This window comes from Bradyrhizobium nanningense, assembly GCF_004114535.1.
In the GTDB taxonomy this organism is placed as follows: Bacteria; Pseudomonadota; Alphaproteobacteria; order Rhizobiales; family Xanthobacteraceae; genus Bradyrhizobium; species Bradyrhizobium nanningense.
In genome coordinates this window covers 74,564-94,837 of sequence record NZ_LBJC01000027.1, presented here as the reverse complement: position 1 = coordinate 94,837, position 20,274 = coordinate 74,564, and the positions used below count along the sequence as shown (strand labels likewise).

Here is a 20,274-nt window from a genome sequence, read left to right as displayed (position 1 = left end):
CTGCATCTATTGCAGGCAGCCGGTCGTCGTCAGGACCTGAGGACGTGGCGCGGCGCGGCGATAGAGCCGGCAATCGTTGCCGACGCCATTTCGAAACTGTCGGCGATGCGGCGCGCCTTGTCGATGAACAGGCTAGCTGCCGGCGGCGGGCAGACCTCGCGCGCGGTCTGCTCGAACAGATCAAGCCAACGGTCGAAATGATCACCAATCAGACTTAGCGGCAGATGCGCCCGCATCGGCGAGCCGTGATAGCGGCCGCTCATCAGCACGACCGAGGACCAGAAATCCCTGAGCTTGGCGAGATGCTCGTCCCAGTTCTGCACGACTCCAAACACCGGTCCCAGCTGGGCATCTTCGCGCACCCGCCCGTAGAAGCGGGTGACGAGTTCCCCGATCATCTCCTCGGTGATCCCAGTGCGCTCGATCGCATCCTGGGTCAACAGGTTCCGCCGTGCGGCCGCCGCCTCGCGCTCGGCCTTCAGTCGATCCGACATGTCCTCTCTGTCCGTTCGTTTATTTATTCCCGCGGGCCGCCCTTTCGACATTGTCGGGCCAATTGCGCGCGGCGTCTTTGTCGCAGCGCAAAGTGCGGGATCCGGCGGCAAACCCGAAAGGCCCGCCGCGGGCCGCCCTGATCAGGCGCTATAGGTGTAAAAGCCCTGCCCGGTCTTGCGGCCGAGATGGCCGGCATCGACCATTTCTTTGAGCAGCGGCGCTGGCCGATATTTAGGATCGTTGAAGCCCTTGTAAAAGACCTCCATCACCGAAAGCATGGTGTCGAGCCCGACGAGATCGGCCAGAGCCAGCGGCCCGATCGGATGGTTGCAGCCGAGCTTCATGCCGGCGTCGATCTCTTCCGCCGTCGCGATCCCTTCCTGGAGCGCGAAGATCGCTTCGTTGATCATCGGGCACAGGATGCGATTGACCGCAAAACCTGGGCTGTTCTTGGCGGTGATCGCCACCTTGCCGACGCGCTTGGCGAAATCGAGTGCCTTGGCGTGGGTGTCGTCGGAGGTCTGCAGGCCGCGGATCAGTTCCAGCAGTGCCATCACCGGAACCGGATTGAAGAAGTGCATGCCGATGAAGCGGTCGGGACGATCGGTCGCGGCAGCAAGCTTCGTGATCGAGATCGACGAGGTATTGGTCGCGACCAGCGTGCGCGGCGACAGGGTGGCGCAGAGGTCCTTCAGGATCTTGACCTTGAGCTCCTCGTTCTCGGTCGCAGCCTCGATGACCAGGTCGCAATCCGACAGCTTCGCCCGGTCGGTGGTGCCGGTGATGCGCTTGAGCGTGGCGTCGCGATCGGCAGCCGACATCTTCTCCTTCTTGACCAGGCGCTCGAGGCTGCCGCCAACGGTTGAAAGCCCGCGGTTCACGGCTGCATCGGAAATGTCGACCATCACGACCGCGAGCCCGGCCGCGGCGCAGATCTGCGCGATGCCGTTCCCCATGGTCCCCGCCCCGATGATGCCAACGGTCTGGATCATTGCCTCATATCCTTCATCCTTGCGGCCCGCGCCGGCACGGCACGGCCCATTGTTTCTGCACCAGGGTCTAGCACCGCCACGGGGCGGCTGCGACCTGATCGGCCCCCTCCTTAAACCATCTATCACCGGAATAAAGCCGCCGCCGGCCGCGAAAGGGCCCGATTTGGCCACCTGGCAGGCGATCTGCCCCGAATTTGCGCCCTAGCCGGCCCCTTCTGGAAACTGCACCGTGAATCGTGGTCTAGTCGGCAACGGGCCTGTTGCCGGCTCGCCGGGTGGGACTACGCGAGGGTCCATGGGAGCGGCCGGCGCCCTTGGGCCCCTGGGGACTTTCGAATGGACGTGATCATCTACCACAATCCCGAATGCGGCACGTCGCGCACGACGCTCGCGACGATCCGAAACGCCGGCATCGAACCGCATGTGGTCGAGTATTTGAAGACCCCGCCATCGCGAGCATTGCTGCAGCAGCTCATCGCACGCATGGGAATTTCTGTGCGAGAGGCGGTTCGCGAAAAGGCCGCCCCTTATGCAGAGCTAGGCCTCAACGATCCGGCGCTGACCGACGATCAGTTGCTCGATGCGATGATGGCGCATCCGATCCTGATCAACAGACCGATCGTCGTGACGCCGAAAGGTGTCAGGCTCTGCCGCCCCTCTGAACTGGTGCTCGACCTGCTGCCGGTGCAACAGCATCGGGCCGGATGAACGATTTTTCCCGCTCCATCGCTGCCGCCTTCGCGCTGATCGGCGAAGCCGACGCCGAGCTGCTCGGCATCGTCGCCTTGTCGGTTCGCATCAGCCTGACCGCGAGCATCATTGCCCTCATGATCGGCGCACCGATCGGGGCCCTGCTAGCGATCACCCGATTCCGCGGGCGGCAGGTGATCATCGTGCTGACCAATGCGCTACTCGGCCTTCCGCCGGTCGTGGTCGGGCTCGCGCTCTATCTTCTGCTGTCGCGGTCCGGTCCGCTGGGGGCGGCCGGACTGTTGTTCACGCCGGCCGCCATGGTGATCGCGCAGACGCTGCTCGCCACCCCGATCGTGGTGGCGCTGGTGCACCGGCCCGCGAGTCTGCTGTGGGCCGAGTATGGCGACCTGGCGCGGATCGACGGACTGTCGGCCCTGCGCAGCATGGCGCTCCTGTTCGCGCTCGGCCGCACCTCGCTGCTGACGGCCTTTCTCGCGGCGTTCGGGCGCGCCATTGCCGAGGTCGGCGCCATCATCATCGTCGGCGGTAACATCCGCGGCTTCACGCGCACGATGACGACCGCGATCGCGCTGGAGACCAGCAAGGGCGACCTGCCGCTGGCGCTCGGCCTCGGGCTGATCCTGCTCGCGCTGAGCGTGGCAGTGTCGACTGTCGCCTTCGTGCTAGTGGGACGCGTTGGGGAAAAATAGCTGCTCGCCGCCGACCTTGTACCCGGCGATCGCCTCCTGCCCCTTCGACGAGACGAGCCAGTCGATGAAGGCCTGCCCGTCCTTCGCCTTCACGTTCGGATGCTTTTCGGGATTCACCAGCATGACGCCGTATTGGTTGAACAGCCGCTTGTCACCCTCGGTCAATATGGCGAGGTCGCCGCGATTCTTGAACGACAGCCAGGTGCCGCGGTCCGACAGCAGATAGGCATTCGACGACGAGGCCATGTTCAGCGCGGGGCCCATGCCCTGGCCGATCTCCCGGTACCAGCTGTCCTTGCTGGCACTGAGGTCGACACCCGCCTCTTTCCACAGCCTCAGCTCGGCCGCGTGCGTGCCGGACTTGTCGCCGCGCGAAATGAACGGCGCTTTGGCCGCCGCGATCTTGCGTAGCGCATCCGTGACGTCCTTGCCGCCGGCAATCTTCGCGGGATCGCTCTTCGGGCCGATGATGACGAAGTCGTTGTACATGACGTCGAAGCGCTTCACGCCCTGCCCTTCCGACATGAACTTGTCTTCGGCCGCCCTGTCATGGACGAACACCACGTCGGCGTCGCCACGCCGGCCGATATCCAGCGCCTGGCCGGTGCCGACGGCGACGACCTTCACGCTGATGCCGTCGGCCTTCTCGAACAGCGGCAGCAGATGGCCGAACAGGCCTGATTGTTCCGTCGAGGTGGTCGAAGCGACCGTGATGGTGCGATCCTGCGCGACCGCGATCGTGGACCAGAGCAGAATCGCTCCAAGGGTGGCAATCTTCCTCATGCGTCGTTTCCAAACAAGCAATGACGGTCCTCAATAGCCGCTTGGGACGTTGACGGGAACCCCCAACGTTCAACCGCTCAGAGTTGAAGCGATGGCGACCAATGGGCAGGAACGTCGTTGGTGCAGGTGGATTGTCTCGGGGTGTAACGTCAAGGAGAATTCAATGAAAAAGATCATCTTGGCATCAGCATGCATCATGGCGCTGGCGACCGGTAGCGCCTTCGCACAGACACAACCCGCTCCAGGTGCCTCCGGTCAGGGCGACGTCGGCCCCTCATCGCGAGGCCCCGCCACCAAGGGCATGACCACCGGACGCGCTTCGAACATGCAGAACGAGGCCAGCGACAGCAAGGGTGCGCAGCAACCATCGGCCGGCGGCACCAACACCAACAACATGGGCAGCCAGGCCGGCGGCAGCGCGGGCGCCGGAGCCGGCTCCGGCTCGGGCAAATAGTCGGAAGATCGAAAACGCCGGGAGGGGATCATCGTCCCCTCCCCACAGGCCGGGTCGCGATCACGTTGGCCGGTCTTGCCGTGGACTTCACGACGATCGACGCTTTGCGGCGACGGCTGAGACTTCATCCTTCACCATCGCATGCGCGGGCATGTAGATGTTCTGCAATTGATCTCACCTACATTGACAGAGGTGTGACGACCGGGGCAGTTTTTCACATTGCTGGCGAATCAGCGATTGCCTCACGCCGAGTACCTCTTGGACAACTCCTAGTGCTTTCGAGACTGATATCGTTGCTGCGCCGTATCCCTGCGGTGAAATGGGCATTCACCCGGCTTCGGCCTGTGCCGGATAGCGGCAGCATCGACGTCACGCCGTTCGCCGCAGACGTCTCACCTGCCACTGCCGAGGACGTCGCAGAAGCCGCTTCGGCTCAAGTCGCCGAAATCAGCACGACTTCGGGGCGCGACGACGCCGGGAGCGCGGGCGCAGCTCCGACCGCCGACGATGATACCGCGATCTCTGTCGTCGCGGAGAGCCCGCCGGCAGCGCCGACCGATGCCGGCAGCAGCGAGGCTTCCTCCCGGCAGAAGCCGTCAGATGTCGAGCCGGTCGTCGAAGAGGAGACCTCGGTCTCGACCGTCGAACTCGAAAACGCGGCGGCCGATGTTTCCGAACCCGTCATCAGCAATGACCCGGCCGTCGAGATCTCGACGAAGGTCGAGGCTGCCGACGCGGAGCCGGTCGCCGTCGAAATTGTCAGCGAACCGGTCGACGCCGCCGAGCTCGTCGTCAGCAGCGATCCACTTCCCGCGCCCCCGACTGATGCTGACCCTGTTGTCGCCGAGGAGACATCGCCGTCCTCCGTCGATGTCGAGATCGCTCCGGTTGATGCTCCCGCCCTCGTCGTCAGTGACGATCGCTCCTCTGATGTCATCGTGGATGTTGAGCCGACCGTAGAGGCGCCGTGCGTCACGTCTGCCGATGCCGAAGTTCTGGCCGAGCCTGCCTCCGAGAATCATTTCGACAGCGATCTCTTGCCGGACGATGCGTTGGCCATCGAGCCGGCAGCTGCGGATATTGCTGCGCCCGTCGCGGCGGTGGTCGCGGAGCAAGGTTCCACTGATGCGGCCAGCGTCATCACCGACATCGCGCCGGCTCCGGCGCTCGTGTCGCCTGCTCCGGAAGTCCGCAGCCCGCCGAAAGTTCGCGCGAGAGCCACCGAACCTGCCGATCGCACCGCGCTGATCCGGCAACGCTGGGCGGAAACCGGGATCAGGATGTGGAATCCTCGGCTTCACGGCACCGGCGAAGCCACACTGAACATCCAGGGCAGCGTCGGGCTGCTGCCGCCCGCACCCGGCGAAACGATGCCCCGCTACGACAAGCTTGAATTCAGGATGCTCGGCGGGCAGATCGTCTGTGAGGGCGTCATCGTCGAGGCCCCCGCGCAGGCGAGCCATCGCAGTTTCACGCGGCTCGCCGAGCCCGGGAAACCCGAGCGAGTCCGCGAACCGGCGCGCGAGCGCCAGGCCGCTCTCGCCTGACCCTTTCGCCTGCAACGACCGCCGCGATGTGCTAGGCTGATATCCCGACATGGGAGACCGCCTATGCGCGCAAGCTCGTTGCTTCTGGTCGTGATCGCCGCCTGCTGGATCTCACAGCCGGCGTTCGCAGGTCAACGGCCCCATCATGTCGCCGCGACCGTTCCCGCCACCGATCCAGCCGCGCCCTACAAGGCCGATCGGCTCTCTTCCTCGCACGGAGAGTCGATCCTCAACACGCCGGGCCAGACCACCGTGCTGACGCGACAGGTGCTCGACGACATGAAGGCGACGAGTCTTCGGGATGCGATGCGCTCGACCGCCGGCGTGACGGTCGGGCGCTGAGCTCCCGCGCGGCAGATCAATTTTCCTCATACGAAGCAGTTGCCCGCAACGCCGGCTGCAACGTAACCTGCGCGCGGTCGAGCCGCGAGGTCCGCCCGATCAAAACGACAAGAACACTATGGGAGGCAAACCATGAGAATACTCACGGCCGCGTTGTGCGCACTGACCCTGCTCGCAACGGGCGCGCAAGCGCAGACCCTCAAGGATTTCCTGGCCACGGTCATGCAGAAGTGGACAGCGCCGTTCGAGCCGTTCCAGCTCATCGGCAACATCTACTATGTCGGGACCGAGGGTATCGCCGTCTACGTCATCAAGACATCGCAAGGCCTGATCCTGATGGACACGGCGATGCCCCAGTCCACCGGAACGATCAAGGACAGCATCACAAAGCTCGGCTTCAAGGTTGCCGACATCAAGATTATCCTGAACTCGCACGCGCATATCGATCACACCGGCGGTTTCGCCGAGATCAAGAAGGAAACGGGCGCGCAGCTCGTGGCCGGCGAGCGTGACAAGCCGCTGCTCGAAGGCGGCTATTATCCCGGCGACGAGAAGAACGAGGACCTCGCTTTCGCACCGGTGAAGGTCGACCGCGTCGTGAAGGAAGGCGACAAGGTGACGCTCGGCGACACCGCGCTCATCGCGCATGCAACGCCCGGCCACTCGCCCGGCTGCACGAGCTGGGAGATGACCGTCAAGGACGCCGATCAAAGCCGCGAGGTGCTGTTCTTCTGCAGCGGCACGGTGGCGCTGAACCGGCTGGTCGGCCAGCCCACCTATCCCGGCATCGTTGACGACTATCGGGCGACCTACGCCAAGGTGAAAGCGATGAAGATCGACGTGCTGCTGGGCCCCCATCCCGAAGTCTACGGCATGCAGGCCAAGCGTGCGCAGATGAAGGAGGGCGCGCCCAATCCGTTCGTCAAACCGGGCGAACTTGCGACCTATGCGTCCGGCCTGTCGGAGGAGTTCGACAAGCAACTCGCCAGGCAGACCGCCGCGCTGGAAAAGAAATAACCGCCATCGAATGCGGTCTTTCACCTCTCCCCGGAAGGAGAGAGGCGCGCGCTCGACGTTGCGCCGAGGCGCATGGTTAGCAGAGCGTAGCCGCAGCTTTGCCGGATCCTGCAGCCGATGCGCCTGCTTGTGCGGCTGCGTATCGTTAACGCCTCCTCACCAATGCACGCGACCGAAAAGGGATGCGATAGCGCGCAACCTGCGCTGGCCGTTGGCGCAAGATCGATCTAACGGGACCTTTACCCCCGCCGTGCAAGATCACCCGCGTTTTCAGGGGATCCGGGGCTCGTATTTCAATGCCTGTTGCCGATTTGAAGTCTCATCTCGCCGCCACGATACGGCTGTTTCACGTCCCGGTCGACAACCCGGATTTGATGCGCGCGCAGTTCGACGCCTTCTCCAAGCAGGTCCCGCTGCTCTACTTCATCCTCATGAGCAACACGATCGCCGTCGCCTACACCTACGTGAACGTGGCGCCGGACTGGTTGACGATGATCGTGCCTGGCGTGCTGACCGTGCTCGCAGGCTTGCGGACCTATTGGTGGCTGCGCCAGCGTCACCTCGTGCGCAGCGACGCCGACATCCTGCGCAATCTGCGCGCCACCAACTGGCTGACCGTGCCGATCGGCGCCGGCTTCACCGCCTGGTCCTTCGCGCTCTACCCCTACGGCGATCCCTTCGCCAAGAGCCAGGTCGCCTTCTACATGGCGGTCACCGTGATCGGCTGCATCTTTTCGCTGATGCATCTGCGCTCGGCGGCATTGATCGTGACGCTGATCGTCGACGTGCCTTATGTGCTGTTCTTCTTCGCCACGGGCGAGCCGACACTGAAGGCGATCGCCGTCAACAACCTCTTGGTTTCCGGCGCCATGGTGACGGTGCTGTTCATCTATTACCGCGATTTCGCCGATCTCGTCGCCAGCCGAAAGTCGCTGCTTGCGCAACAGGCGGCGACGCAGGCACTCTCGGACGAGAACTTCCGCCTCGCCAATCTCGATTCCCTCACCGAGCTGCCGAACCGCCGCCGCTTCTTCGCCGAGCTTTCGAGCGCCTTTGCCGACGCCGAGCGCAGGCACGTTCGCGTTGCGGTCGGGATCATCGATCTCGACGGCTTCAAGCCGATCAACGACAATTACGGCCACTCGGTCGGCGACCGCGTCCTGATCGAGGCGGGCCGGCGCATCCGCGAGGTCTGCGAGGCCTTTGGCCCGCAGCGCGTGGAGTTCGCCCGGCTCGGCGGCGACGAGTTCGGCCTCGTCGTCTGCGGCGACCCCGAGGACGCGGACCTGACGCGGCTCGGCGAACGCATCGGCAGTCAGGTCAAGCTGCCCTACCAGCTCGACACCGCCCATACCGGATTGTCCTGCTCGATCGGTTTCGCATTGTTCCCGAACGCCGCGACGACCTCGGAAGCGCTCTATGAATGTGCCGACTACGCGCTCTACCACGCCAAGCGCCATCAGCGCGGCCGCACCGTGATCTTCTCGAGCGAGCTCGAGGCCGAGATTCGCAGCCGCGGCGTGATCGAGAACCTGTTGCGCACCTCCGATTTTGGCGCCGAGATGGAGCTGGTCTTCCAGCCAATCGTCGATGCCATGAGTGAGCACACCGCGGGTTTCGAGACGCTGGCACGCTGGCATAGCCCTCGCTTGGGCTCTGTCTCTCCAGCCGACTTCATCCCCGCCGCCGAACGCATCGGCCTGATCCGTCCTCTGACGCAGGCGCTGCTGGCGCGCGCACTCGCTACGGCCAAGACCTGGCCCGACGACATCCGCCTCTCATTCAACCTGTCCGCTCACGACGTCTGTGCCGCCGAGGGCATATTGCCGCTGGTCTCGATCATCGAGAAAAGCGGTCTGTCGCCGCGCCGGATCGATTTCGAGATCACCGAGACTGCCGTCACCTTCGATTTCGTACGCGCGCAGCAGTCGATCGCAACGCTGAAGGCGATGGGTTGCGGCATTTCGCTGGACGATTTCGGCACCGGCTATTCGTCATTGAGCCACGTGCACCGGTTGCCGCTCGACAAGATCAAGGTCGACCGCAGCTTCGTCGCCGAGATCAACCAGAACCCGGTAAGCCACAAGATCATCAAATCGCTTGCCGGCCTCTGCGACGACATGGAGATCGCCTGCGTCGTCGAGGGCGTCGAGACCCGCGCCCAGCTCGACAGCCTGCGCCGGCTCGGCTGCGACTTCATCCAGGGCTACTATTTCGCAAAACCGATGCCGGCCGGCGCGATCGCCGACTATCTGGCGCGTGAACGCCAGCGCCTCGGCGGCGCCGGAGCCAAGGTCGTGGCCTGAAATCACACCGCACAGTAACGTTCCTGGACATCCTTGTCCGAGAGCAGCGCCGCAGCGCTGCTCTCATGGACGACCTCGCCCTGGTCGATGATCACGGCGCGGTCGGCCAGGCGCAGCGCCCATTCGACGTTCTGCTCGACCAGCAGCAGCGTCTTGCCCTCGTCGCGCAGGCGGCGGAACAGCGCGCCCATCTCCTCGACGAGCACGGGCATGATGCCCTCCGATGGCTCGTCCAGCAGAATCATCTTGGGCTTCGCGATCAGCGCGCGCGCGATCGCCAGCATCTGCTGCTCGCCGCCGGAGAGCGTCACGCCTTCCTGGTCGAGGCGCTCCTTCAGGCGTGGAAACGTTCCGGCAATCTCGTCGATCGCGATGCGCTCCTCGATGCCGCCGCCGGCCGCGACGAGGCCGAGCCGGAGGTTCTCGCGCACAGTCAGACCGGGAACGATGCGCCGCTCCTCGGGCACGTAAGCGAGGCCGAGGTGGAAGCGCTGATGGGCGCGCAGTGGCAGGAGCTCCCTGCCCGCAAAGCGCACGCGGCCCGTCGCCTTCGGCATCAGGCCCATCGCCGCCCGCAAGGCCGTGGTCTTGCCGGCACCATTGCGGCCGACCAGGGCGACCACCTCGCCCTCCTTCACGTGCAGCGAGATGCCGTGAAGAACATGGCTTGCGCCATACCAGGCGTGGAGGTCTTCGATTTCGAGCAATGCGGTCTCAGCCATAGCCTTCACTCTGTCCGAGATAGACCCGGCGGACATCCGGATTGCTCCTGATCTCGTAGGGTGCGCCGTCTGCGAGCAGGCGGCCGTGATGCAGCACCACGACGCGCTTGGACAGGCCGAGCACCATCTTCATCTTGTGCTCCACCAGAAGCACGGTGCGCTTGTCGGCGAGCCGCTCCAGCAGCGCGACCATGTCCTTGGTCTCTTCCGGCCCCATGCCGGCGGTCGGCTCGTCCAGCAGCAGCAGCTCCGGCTCGGAGACCAGCGCGATCGCGATCTCCAGCGCGCGCTGCTGGCCATGGGACAGGAACTTCGCAAGCTCGTTCCGCTTGGCGAGCAGTCCGACCGCATCCAACGCGGAGTCCGCCCGCGTATTCAACTCGGTCAGCCGGGCGCGGTTGCGCCAGATGTCGTAGCTCACGGTCAGCGCCTGCGCTGCGACGCGCACATTCTCGTGCACCGACAGATCCGGAAAGATGTTCGTGATCTGGTAGGAGCGCGAGATGCCCTGGTGCACGAAACGGTGCTGCGGCAGGCCGTTCAGCGCGCGTCCCCTGAAATGCAGCTTGCCGGACGTCGGGGTCAACGCGCCGGAGAGAATGTTGAAGAACGTGCTCTTGCCAGCGCCGTTCGGTCCGATGATCGAGGTCAGCTGTCCCGCGGCAAAGGACAGGGTAATATCCTCGAGCGCGACGAAGCCGCCAAAGCGTTTGCCGATCCCTTCGGCGCGAAGCAGTTCGCCGCTCATTGCCGCGCCTTTCCGACGCCGATTGCATCCAGCAGCGTGCCCCAGATGCCCTTGGGCAGGAACAGCACGAACAGCACGAAGATCGCGCCGACGAAGATCTGCCAATGCGGCGTCCAGAGCGAGACGACATCCTCCAGGATCAGGAAGCTCGCCGCGCCGACGAAGGGACCGAAGAAGCTGCGGGCGCCACCGAGCAGCACCATCATCACGATCATGCCCGAGGTCTGGTAATGCAGGATGTCGAGCGGCACGATCGACAGATGCAGCGCCAGCATGCAGCCGCCGAGCGAGGAGATCGCGCCCGACAGCATGAACACGACCAGCTTGCTGCGTTCGACGTCATATCCGCAGGCCCGCGCGCGCTGCTCGTTCTCGCGGATCGCCTCGATGACGGCGCCGAACGGCGAGTTCAGGATGCGCGACTGGAACCACATCGCCAAGCCTGCGAAGCCCATCAGCACGTAATATTTGTTGACGGGGTCGAGGAAATTGACCTGCAGGCCGAACAGGCTGATGCGATCGACGGTGAAGCCGCGCAGGCCGTTCTCGCCGCCGGTGAAGGAGGCCGCCTGGAGCGCGACGTAGTAGACCAGCTGGGCCAGAGCGAGCGTCACCATGGAGAAATAGATGCCGCGGGTGCGCGTCGAGACGACGCCGATCAGCGCCGCAAGGCCGGTGCTGAGCAGCACGGCGATCGGCACCGCGGCAAACCACGGCACGCCGTAGCGGCCGATCGCGATGCCGGTGAAGTAGGCGCCCGCACCGAAGAACGCCGCCTGGCCGAACGACAACAGCCCGGTGTAGCCGAACAGCAGATTGTAGCCCATCACCACGACGCCGTAGATCAGGACGTTGACGGCCAGCGCCTTGGACGGCAGCAGCCAGGGCAAGAGGGCCAGCACGGCGATCGACAGCAGCACGCGGTGGTCGAGAATCCGGCCGAGCCCGCTCGGCGCAGATTTTGCGAGAACCTCACCGCTCGAAGGACGCGTCACGCCGTCCTCCCTCTCACGCCGAACAGGCCTTGCGGGCGGATCAGAAGCACCACCGCCATCAGCGCGAACATGACGATGGTCGCCATTTCAGGGGCGAACAGCGCCACCATGCTGATGGAAATGCCGACCATCAGGCCGGCGACAACCGCGCCGACGATCGAGCCGAGGCCGCCGATCACGGTGACGACGAAGGCTTCGGCCAGAACCAGCGAGCCCATCTCCGGATTGACGCTGCGCATCGGACCGGCGAGCACGCCGCCCAGCGCAGCAAGTCCGACGCCAAGGCCGAAGATCGCAAGCCAGACCCGGCCGATATCGACCCCGAGCACCTGCATGATGGTGGGATCGCGCGCACCCGCACGCACGATCAGTCCGATTCGGGTCTTCTCCAGCGTCATCCAAAGCGCCACCAGAACGACGGCCACCAGCACGATCACGAACAGGCGGTAGCGCGGGAAGAAGCCGATGCCGAGATCGAGCACGCCGATCAGCTGCGGCGGGGTCGGAAACGGAATGCCGTCGCTGCCGAACACGATGCGCACGCCCTCGACCAGGATGTAGCTGAGGCCGAAGGTGAGCAGCAGCGGATCGTCGATCGAGCGTCCATAAAGCCTGCGGATCAGGACGAACTCGATCAGCATGCCGAAAGCGCCGATCAGGATGGGCGCAAGCAGCAGCCCCCACCAGAAGCTGCCGGTCAGCGAGGCCAGATACAGCCCCGCATAGGCCCCGATCATGAACAGCGCGCCATGGGCGAAATTCACCACCCCGAGCATGCCGAACACGATCGTCAGTCCGAGCGCAGTGATCACCAGAACCGCCCCAAGGGCGATCCCGGAGAGAAGCTGCATGATGATCAGCGGCAGGTCCATCGTGACAGGCTTCAGGTGGCGTGGCCGAGCTCGCTGCAGCTGCGCAGCATGTCGTCGGAGCTGGCGTCGTTGGCGAGAATGGCAAACAGATCGTTCTCGCCCGCCATGGCCGACTTCTTCTTGGATTCCAGCACCAGCACCGACTGCACCGACTGGTGGTCGCATTTGCGGTAGTGCTGCGGGCCCTTGGTCAAATCGTATTGCAGCTTCTCCAGCGCATCGACCACCTTGTCGGTGTCGGTGCCGCCGGCCGTCTGCATGGCGGCCAGCAAGGATCCGACGCCGGAATAGCCATAGGCGCCATAATCGGTCGGGATCGCGCCGCCATTGGCGGCCTTGAATGCCGTGTTGAACGCGGCTGCCGATTTGCTCTGCGCCTCCAGGCCCCAATAATAGTTGGCGCCGCCGACCACGCCCTCGAACACGTCGGGGCCGACGGCAAGACGCTGATTATGCAGGATGACGGGCACAACGATCTTCATCTGCCGCTTGACGCCGAAATCCACCGCCTGCTTGATTGCGTTGGCCTGGTCGCGGCCGAAATTGGAGATACAGAGCACGTCCGGCCGCATCGACATCAGGCGCGGGATGAAGGTGGAATAGTCGGCGGCACCGAACGGATGCAGGATCTCGCCGACATTGTCCGCACCGATGGAGGCCTGCGCGCGCTTGAAGCCGCGCAGCATCTCATGGCCGTAGGCATAGTCGGCGACGAGATGGGCGACCTTCATGCCCTTCTTCAGGGTCTGCCGCGCCACCGCTGCCGTCGTCATGTGCGGATTGAGCGCTTCATGGAAGGTGTACTTGCTGAAGTCCTTGGCCTCGTTGATGGTGTCGGACTGGCTGATCGAGACATAGATCACGCCACGGGCCCGGGTGACCTCGTTGACCGCCAGCTGCACGGCGCTGGAGAGCGCGCCGACCACGGCGTGAACCTTGTCCTTCTCGATCAGCTCGAGGGTGCGGGTCGCGGCCTCACCGGCATTGAGCTTGTCGTCGCGCACCAGGAGCTCGACCTTGCGGCCGCTGATGCCGCCCTTGTCGTTGACGAGCTTGACGGCGAGCTCGGCGCATTTGACCTGATCGCGCGCTTCCGCGGCGAACGGGCCGGTGAGCGGCGTCGGAAAGCCGATGCGGATCGTCTCGTCGGCCGCATGACCAATCCGGGGCATAGCGAACAGAGCTACGCTTGCCGAGAGGCCGGCGAGCGCGGTGCGGCGGGTTATCTTCGACGTCGAACCGGATTTGGGCATGATTTCCTCCAAGGTCTTTTTCAATTGTCTTTTTCTAGAAGCGCTTCAGGGCTTTCAGGACTTTTGCAGGCGTAATCGGGACAGAATTGATCGTGGCATCGAACGGCGCGAGCGCGTCGTTGACGGCGTTGAGCACGCAGGCGGACGCCGCCGCGGTGCCGGCTTCGCCAACCCCCTTGGCACCGAGCTCGGTGTCGGCGGTCGGCGTCTCGACATGGCCGATGACGATGTCGGGCATCTCCATCGGCATCGGCACGAGGTAGTCGGCGAGCGAGCCGTTCATGAGCTGGCCGGTCTCGCTGTAGCGGCACTCCTCGAACAGCGCCGCGCCCAGCCCCTGCACGATGCCGCCGCGGAGTTGCTCGTCGACCAGCATCGGATTGATGACGCGGCCGCAATCCTCGACGATGAAATGTTTCAGGAGCTTGATGAGGCCGGTCTCGACGTCGACCTCCAGCGCGCAGCCCTGAATGCCGTTGGTGAAGGCAAAGGGATAGCCCTGCGGCGCGAAATGATGGCTCACGGTGAGCTGCGCCTGCGTGCCCGATGGCAGCGTGTCGGAGCGGAAATAGGCAATGCGCGCAATTTCGGAGATCGGCAGACGCGGCTTGCGCGTTACGGCGTCCACGACCTCGCCATCGATGATGTCGAGCGCCGACGGCTGCGCCTGGAGAATGAGCGCGGCGACCTCCAGGATATTGCGCTTGAGCGCGCGCGTGGCCTGCAGCGCCGTCTCGCCGCCGATGCCGGCGCCGCGGCAGGCCCAGGTGGCGCCACCATGCGGCGTCACCTCGGTATCGCCGGTGACGACCTTGACGTGCTCCAGCGCGAGGCCAAGCTGATCGGCCACGATCTGGCTGATGATCGCCTCGGTGCCCTGCCCCTGCTCAGTGACGGAGATCAGGCAGCGCACCTCGCCCGATGGAGTCAGGCTGACGATCGCGCCGTCCTGCGAGGAGATGCGCGCCCCGCCGACGCCATAGAACGCGGGGCTGGGATTGGTGATCTCGACGAAGGTTGCGATACCGATGCCGCGATAGACGCCCCGCTTGCGCAAGTCCGCCTGCTCTGCGCGGAGCGCGTCATAGTCCATCATCTCGTGCAGGCGCTTGAGGCAGGTCTGATGTGACAGCGCCTCGAAGCGGTAACCAGTCGGCGAGATCTCGGGATAGGCATCGTCGGGGATGACGTTCTGCGCCCGGATGGCGAAGGGATCGAGGCCAATCTTGCTCGCTGCGATGTCAACCAGCCGCTCGGTGACGGCGCAGGCGATGGGATGGCCGACGGCGCGGTATTGGCTGGTCTGCACCTTGTTCTGGAAGATCACCTCGAGCGTGGCGCGATAGTTCTTGAAGCGATAGGGCGCGCCGATCAGACGGATCACCTGATTGCCCTCGACCACGCTGGTGCGCGGAAAGGTCGAGAAGGCGCCGATCGCGGTCAAATCGACGACGTCCACCGCCAGGATCCCACCTTTGGCGTCGAGCGCCATGCGGGCGCGCACGCGGTGGTCGCGAGCGTGAATATCGGAGACGAAGGATTCTATGCGATCGGCGACGTACTTCACGGGCCTGCCGAGCAGGATCGAGAGGCCGACCACCGCCATGTCCTCGTGATAGACATGCAGCTTCATCCCAAAGGAGCCGCCGATGTCGGTCGCGATCACGCGGACACGGGCTTCCGGGATGCCGTAGTGGCGTGAATAGAGGTCCTGAAACTGATACGGGGTCTGCGTGCCGTGATGCACGGTGAGCATGCCCGCGGCAGGATCGTAATCCGCGACGAGCGCGCGCGGCTCCAGCGTCACCGCGGTGTGGCGACCGAAGGAAAACTCCTCCTCCACCACATGGGCCGCATGCGCAAAGGCGTCGTCGACGGTGCCGTTGTCGAGCTGGCTGCGGAAGCAGATGTTATTGGCGCTGCCGGGATTGACCAGTGCACCGCCGACCTGTCGCGCGCTGTCGAGATCGGCGACAACGGGGAGGTCTTCGTAATCGATCTCGATCAGCTCCAGCGCATCTTCGGCGATCGCCCGGCTTTCGGCGACAACGGCGACCACCGCCTGCCCGGCCCAGACCACGCGATCGAGCGGCAGCGGCATTTGCGGCGCGGAGGTCATGCCCTTGAAATGATCGAGCGTGCCGACCCATGGCGTGCAGATCTTGGCGAGATCCGCCCCGGTGGCGACGAGATGCACGCCTTCGATCGCGCGCGCCTCATCAATATTGATCGAAACGATCTTCGCATGCGCATGCGGGCTGCGCAGGAACGCGGCATAGAGCATGCGCGGCAGCTTGAGATCGCTGACATAGCGTCCCCGCCCGGCAAGCAGTCGCTTGGCGTTGGGCCGCGGCACGGACCGACCGATATAGGAATTGGGACGATCAAGCGAGGTCAGCGGCGCGCTCATGTCGCACCTCCGCCATCGCTGCGCGCTTTCGCCACCGCCTCGATGGCATCGACGATCGCCTCATAGCCGGTGCAGCGGCAGTAATTGCCCGACAGCGCGTCGCGGATCTCGTCGCGGCTCGGCTGCGTCGTCTGCGAGAGCAGTTCGTGGGCATTGATCAGCATGCCTGACGTGCAGAAGCCGCATTGCAGCGCATTGCGGCGGTGGAATTCGGCCTGCAGTTCGGCGAGCATCCCGCTTTCGGTGAGTCCCTCGATCGTTTCGATCCTGGCGCCGTCGGCCTGCACCGCGAAGATCAGGCAGGAATGCACGGCGCGGCCGTCGAGCTGAACCAGGCAGGCACCGCAAGCACCCATCTCGCAGCCGGCATGCGTGCCAGTCAGCTCGAGCTTGTCGCGCAGGCAATCGACCAGCGTGTCGCGCGGCGCAACCTCGCAGGCGACCTTGCGGCCGTTGACGACGAAGCGCACGCGCACCGTCTCGTCGGTTTCATCCAGAAGGGGCTCGTCAAGGCCCCTCATGCGCCCTCTCCGAGACGTCCGAGCAGGCGCCCCAGCAGCACGCGGGCGAGATGCAGCCGCATCGCCGGCGGCACCTCGTCGCTGTCGGGCGGCGCGAGATCGCCTTCCAGCGCTCCTTGCGCGGTGGCGATACGCCCCGCATCGAGACGCGAGCCGATCAAGATCGCCTCGGCTCCTTTCACCCGGGTCGGCGTATTGCCGACAGAGAAGAACGAGATGCGGATGTCGTCGACGCGATCACCGGCGAAGGTCGCGAGCATGCCGCAACCGACCAGCGCGTAGTCTCCACGCCGGCGCGCCAGCTCGTCGAATGCAAAGCGCTGGTCGGCCTTGAACAGCGGAACGTAGACCGCAATAATCAACTCGCCGGGCTGGAGCGCCGTTTCGAACAAGTCGATGAAGAAATCGTCGGCCCTGACGCGGCGGCGGCCCGAGGGACCGGCGATCTCGATCTCGGCATCGAGCGCCAGGGTCATCGCGGGAAATTCGGAGGCCGGGTCGGCCAGCGCGATGCTGCCGCCGAAGGTGCCGCGGTTGCGGATCGCGGGATGGGCGACGAACGGCGCCACGGCATGCAAGAGCGGCGCGAACTCGGCAATCAGCAGCTCGCTCAGCATCTCGCAATGACGCGTCAACGCGCCGATGCGCAAATGGCCGCCTTCGCGCCTGACGCCGCGCAGGTCGTCAATGTGGGTGATGTCGATCAAGAGCCGCGGCGCCTGCAGCCGCAGCGACAGCGCCGGCACCAAGCTCTGGCCGCCGGCAATGAAGCGCGCGTCATCCCCGGCGCGTGCGTGAGCATCCAGCGCCTGGTCGATCGTCGCCGCACGAAAATAGCTGAAAGCCCTCGCCTTCACTGCCGTTTCCTCGAGATCCCTCGGCTCATCAGCCGGGATGCCAGATTTGTAACCACCTGGTCTCAAAATTCTGACATGCCTCCCTGGACCGGTCAACAGGAAATGACCATTTGGTCACAAAAGCACCTTGGGCTATGAAGGCAGCGGTACGTTGATTCAGCGACGAGATGGCCCGAAAACCGCAGAAAACGGCGAAGCGACCGGTTCGGAAGCGGACCGAGACAGGCAGCAAGTCCGCGCCAAAGCGTCGCAACATGCGCGCGGCCGACCGCGAGCGCGCGATCGTGGAGGAGGCCATCCGCTTCTTCGCCGAGCGCGGCTTCGAGGGGCAGACCCGCGAGCTTGCCAAGCGCATGGGCATCACGCATTCGGCGATCTATCGCCACTTCCCCAGCAAGGAGGCGTTGATCGAGCGGGTCTACCAGGAGGTCTATCTCAGCCGCTGGTCGCCCGATTGGGGACCGATGATCCGCGATCGTTCACTGTCCCTCGAAGCGCGGCTGACACGCTTCTATCTCGACTACGTCGAACGCGTGTTCGAATATAACTGGGTGCGGATCTTCGTGTTCTCCGGCATGAAGTCGTTCGGCATCACCAGCCGTTATCTCGACATCGTCCGCCGCGAGATCGTCGAGCCGGCCGCCGCCGAACTGCGTCACGAACTCGGGCTGCCCGGCGCAAAGGGCCATCCGCTCGGTGAGCGCGAGACCGAGCTGTTCTGGGGCCTGCACGGCCGCATCTTCTATCTCGCCATCCGAAAATTCATCTACGAGACGCCGATCCCGCCCGATCTCAACGCGATCGTCCGCGACGCCGTGCAGACTTTCATGGACGGCGCGAAGACAACGATGCCGAAGCTGCTGGTGAGCGACTAGCTACTTCGCAAGGCTCGGCAGATCGAGGCCCTTGTCGCGGGCGCAGTCGATCGCGATATCGTAGCCCGCGTCAGCATGGCGCATGACGCCGCTGGCGGGATCGTTCCACAGCACCCGCTCGATGCGCTTCGCAGCCTCAGGCGTGCCGTCGGCGACGATTACCATGCCGGCGTGCTGCGAATAGCCGATGCCGACGCCGCCGCCGTGGTGCAGCGACACCCAGGTCGCACCGCTGGCGCAATTGAGCAGCGCGTTGAGCAGCGGCCAGTCCGACACCGCGTCCGATCCGTCCTTCATCGCCTCGGTCTCGCGGTTGGGGCTCGCCACGGAACCGCTGTCGAGATGATCGCGGCCGATCACGATGGGCGCTTTCAATTCACCGCGCGCCACCATCTCGTTGAAGGCTAGACCCAGGCGGTGACGATCGCCGAGGCCAACCCAGCAGATTCGCGCCGGCAGACCCTGGAACTTGATGCGCGCCTTGGCCATGTCGAGCCAATTGTGCAGATGTTTGTCGTCGGGCATCAGCTCCTTGACCTTGGCATCGGTCTTGAAGATGTCCTCGGGATCGCCCGACAACGCAGCCCAGCGGAACGGCCCGACGCCGCGGCAGAATAGCGGGCGGATATAGGCCGGCACGAAGCCGGGAAAATCGAAGGCATTCTTCAGGCCCATGTCCAGCGCCATCTGGCGGATGTTGTTGCCGTAGTCGAGCGTCGGAATGCCCTGCGCATGGAAATCCAGCATGGCCTGGACATGCTCGACCATCGAGGTCTTGGAGGCACGCTCGACCGCCTTCGGATCGGAGGCGCGCTTGGCTTCCCACTCCGCCAGCGTCCAGCCCTTCGGCAAATACCCGTTGATCGGATCATGCGCACTGGTCTGGTCGGTGACGATATCTGGCTTGACGCCGCGCCGCACCAGCTCCGGGAAAATCTCCGCGGCATTGCCGAGCAGGCCGACCGAGACGGCCTTCTTCGTCGCCGCGGCATCCGCCATGATCGCCAGCGCTTCGTCGAGGGTTGCGGCCTGACGGTCGAGATAGCCGGTGCGCAGGCGCATCTCGATGCGGCTCGGCTGGCATTCGACCGCGAGCATCGAGGCACGCGCCATGGTCGCCGCCAGCGGTTGTGCACCGCCCATGCCGCCAAGGCCGGCGGTGAGAATCCATTTGCCGGCGAGGCTGCCGCCATAATGCCGCCGCCCGACCTCGACGAAGGTCTCGTAAGTGCCCTGCACGATGCCCTGGCTGCCGATATAGATCCAGGACCCCGCCGTCATCTGGCCATACATCATCAGGCCCTGGCGATCGAGCTCGTTGAAATGGTCGAGCGTCGCCCAGTGCGGCACGATGTTGGAGTTCGCGATCAGCACCCGCGGCGCGTCGGCATGGGTGCGGAAAACGCCGACCGGCTTGCCGGACTGCACCAGCAGCGTTTGGTCGGCTTCGAGCTTGCGCAAGGCCGCAACGATCCGGTCAAAGCTCTCCCAGTCGCGCGCGGCGCGGCCGATGCCGCCATAGACGACGAGCTCGCTCGGACGCTCCGCAACATCCGGATCGAGATTGTTCATCAGCATGCGCAAGGGCGCTTCCGTCAGCCAGCTCTTGGCGCTGATATCGCTGCCGCGGGGCGCGCGGATGGTGCGGTCATTGTCCAGTCGGCGGTTCATGCGGACCCCTC

Annotated in this window: 20 protein-coding genes; 8 read left to right on the top strand and 12 right to left on the bottom strand. The window is 64.7% G+C overall.

The genetic code is table 11. The features are described 5' to 3' along the window. Positions 1 to 29 precede the first annotated feature (29 nt). Together XH84_RS22400 and XH84_RS22395 are read right to left on the bottom strand one after the other, a co-directional pair. Positions 30 to 494, bottom strand: coding sequence for a group III truncated hemoglobin (locus XH84_RS22400; protein WP_128919766.1), 465 nt, complete (start codon positions 492 to 494; stop codon positions 30 to 32). Between the two features lie 141 nt (positions 495 to 635). Beyond that, positions 636 to 1,487, bottom strand: coding sequence for a 3-hydroxybutyryl-CoA dehydrogenase (locus XH84_RS22395; RefSeq protein WP_128919765.1), 852 nt, complete (start codon positions 1,485 to 1,487; stop codon positions 636 to 638). Between the two features lie 336 nt (positions 1,488 to 1,823). On the opposite strand from XH84_RS22395, the gene arsC reads away from it, so the two are divergent. Both arsC and XH84_RS22385 read left to right on the top strand, forming a co-directional pair. After that, positions 1,824 to 2,195: an arsenate reductase (glutaredoxin) gene (gene arsC / locus XH84_RS22390; protein ID WP_128919764.1), complete on the top strand. Its 372-nt coding sequence runs from the start codon at positions 1,824 to 1,826 to the stop codon at positions 2,193 to 2,195. Next, positions 2,192 to 2,890, top strand: a complete 699-nt coding sequence (locus tag XH84_RS22385; protein ID WP_128919763.1) for an ABC transporter permease — start codon at positions 2,192 to 2,194, stop codon at positions 2,888 to 2,890. Before arsC ends, XH84_RS22385 begins: the two co-directional genes overlap by 4 nt. Here the strand turns inward: XH84_RS22385 and XH84_RS22380 are convergent. Continuing rightward, positions 2,864 to 3,673 carry an ABC transporter substrate-binding protein gene (locus XH84_RS22380; RefSeq protein WP_128919762.1) on the bottom strand — a complete coding sequence of 270 codons (810 nt, stop codon included), beginning with the start codon at positions 3,671 to 3,673 and terminating at the stop codon, positions 2,864 to 2,866. The two genes, XH84_RS22385 and XH84_RS22380, sit on opposite strands and share 27 nt — an antisense overlap. Positions 3,674 to 3,836: 163 nt before the next feature. Between XH84_RS22380 and XH84_RS22375 the strand changes: the two genes are divergently transcribed. The 5 genes from XH84_RS22375 to XH84_RS22355 all read left to right on the top strand — a co-directional run bounded on the left by XH84_RS22375 (position 3,837) and on the right by XH84_RS22355 (position 9,339). Then, positions 3,837 to 4,127: a hypothetical protein gene (locus XH84_RS22375; protein ID WP_128919761.1), complete on the top strand. Its 291-nt coding sequence runs from the start codon at positions 3,837 to 3,839 to the stop codon at positions 4,125 to 4,127. Between the two features lie 65 nt (positions 4,128 to 4,192). Beyond that, a complete protein-coding gene (locus tag XH84_RS22370; protein WP_347338758.1) occupies positions 4,193 to 5,674 on the top strand; it encodes a hypothetical protein in 1,482 nt (493 codons plus the stop codon). A 63-nt stretch (positions 5,675 to 5,737) separates the two neighbouring features. Next, positions 5,738 to 6,016 carry a TonB-dependent receptor plug domain-containing protein gene (locus tag XH84_RS22365; RefSeq protein ID WP_128919760.1) on the top strand — a complete coding sequence of 93 codons (279 nt, stop codon included), beginning with the start codon at positions 5,738 to 5,740 and terminating at the stop codon, positions 6,014 to 6,016. 132 nt (positions 6,017 to 6,148) lie between these two features. Further along, complete coding sequence (gene blaBJP, locus XH84_RS22360; protein WP_128919759.1) at positions 6,149 to 7,033, top strand: BJP family subclass B3 metallo-beta-lactamase; 885 nt, start codon at positions 6,149 to 6,151, stop codon at positions 7,031 to 7,033. Positions 7,034 to 7,329: 296 nt separating this feature from the next. Next, entirely contained in the window at positions 7,330 to 9,339 is a 2,010-nt protein-coding gene (locus XH84_RS22355) for a putative bifunctional diguanylate cyclase/phosphodiesterase (RefSeq protein ID WP_128919758.1), read from the top strand. A 2-nt stretch (positions 9,340 to 9,341) separates the two neighbouring features. On the opposite strand, the gene XH84_RS22350 is transcribed toward XH84_RS22355, so the two are convergent. Genes XH84_RS22350 through XH84_RS22315 form a run of 8 tightly spaced genes read right to left on the bottom strand, consistent with a single transcriptional unit; the run spans position 9,342 to position 17,717 of the window. Then, positions 9,342 to 10,061: an ABC transporter ATP-binding protein gene (locus XH84_RS22350; RefSeq protein ID WP_128919757.1), complete on the bottom strand. Its 720-nt coding sequence runs from the start codon at positions 10,059 to 10,061 to the stop codon at positions 9,342 to 9,344. Further along, entirely contained in the window at positions 10,054 to 10,809 is a 756-nt protein-coding gene (locus XH84_RS22345) for an ABC transporter ATP-binding protein (protein WP_128919756.1), read from the bottom strand. The genes XH84_RS22350 and XH84_RS22345 overlap by 8 nt, the downstream gene beginning before the upstream one ends. Beyond that, positions 10,806 to 11,804: a branched-chain amino acid ABC transporter permease gene (locus XH84_RS22340; protein ID WP_128919755.1), complete on the bottom strand. Its 999-nt coding sequence runs from the start codon at positions 11,802 to 11,804 to the stop codon at positions 10,806 to 10,808. The genes XH84_RS22345 and XH84_RS22340 overlap by 4 nt, the downstream gene beginning before the upstream one ends. Continuing rightward, positions 11,801 to 12,676, bottom strand: a complete 876-nt coding sequence (locus XH84_RS22335) for a branched-chain amino acid ABC transporter permease (RefSeq protein WP_128919754.1) — start codon at positions 12,674 to 12,676, stop codon at positions 11,801 to 11,803. The genes XH84_RS22340 and XH84_RS22335 overlap by 4 nt, the downstream gene beginning before the upstream one ends. An 11-nt stretch (positions 12,677 to 12,687) precedes the next feature. Beyond that, positions 12,688 to 13,929 (bottom strand): ABC transporter substrate-binding protein, encoded by a 1,242-nt coding sequence (locus XH84_RS22330; RefSeq protein WP_128919753.1) that lies wholly within the window; start codon positions 13,927 to 13,929, stop codon positions 12,688 to 12,690. Between the two features lie 34 nt (positions 13,930 to 13,963). Then, positions 13,964 to 16,339 carry a xanthine dehydrogenase family protein molybdopterin-binding subunit gene (locus XH84_RS22325; RefSeq protein WP_128919752.1) on the bottom strand — a complete coding sequence of 792 codons (2,376 nt, stop codon included), beginning with the start codon at positions 16,337 to 16,339 and terminating at the stop codon, positions 13,964 to 13,966. Then, positions 16,336 to 16,860 (bottom strand): (2Fe-2S)-binding protein, encoded by a 525-nt coding sequence (locus tag XH84_RS22320; RefSeq protein WP_128919751.1) that lies wholly within the window; start codon positions 16,858 to 16,860, stop codon positions 16,336 to 16,338. The genes XH84_RS22325 and XH84_RS22320 overlap by 4 nt, the downstream gene beginning before the upstream one ends. After that, on the bottom strand, positions 16,857 to 17,717 hold the full coding sequence (locus tag XH84_RS22315; protein WP_128919750.1) for an FAD binding domain-containing protein: 861 nt from the start codon (positions 17,715 to 17,717) through the stop codon (positions 16,857 to 16,859). The genes XH84_RS22320 and XH84_RS22315 overlap by 4 nt, the downstream gene beginning before the upstream one ends. Positions 17,718 to 17,971: 254 nt before the next feature. Between XH84_RS22315 and XH84_RS22310 the strand changes: the two genes are divergently transcribed. Continuing rightward, positions 17,972 to 18,592, top strand: a complete 621-nt coding sequence (locus XH84_RS22310; protein WP_164936291.1) for a TetR/AcrR family transcriptional regulator — start codon at positions 17,972 to 17,974, stop codon at positions 18,590 to 18,592. On the opposite strand, the gene hutU is transcribed toward XH84_RS22310, so the two are convergent. After that, entirely contained in the window at positions 18,593 to 20,263 is a 1,671-nt protein-coding gene (gene hutU, locus XH84_RS22305; protein ID WP_128919748.1) for a urocanate hydratase, read from the bottom strand. Positions 20,264 to 20,274 lie beyond the last annotated feature (11 nt).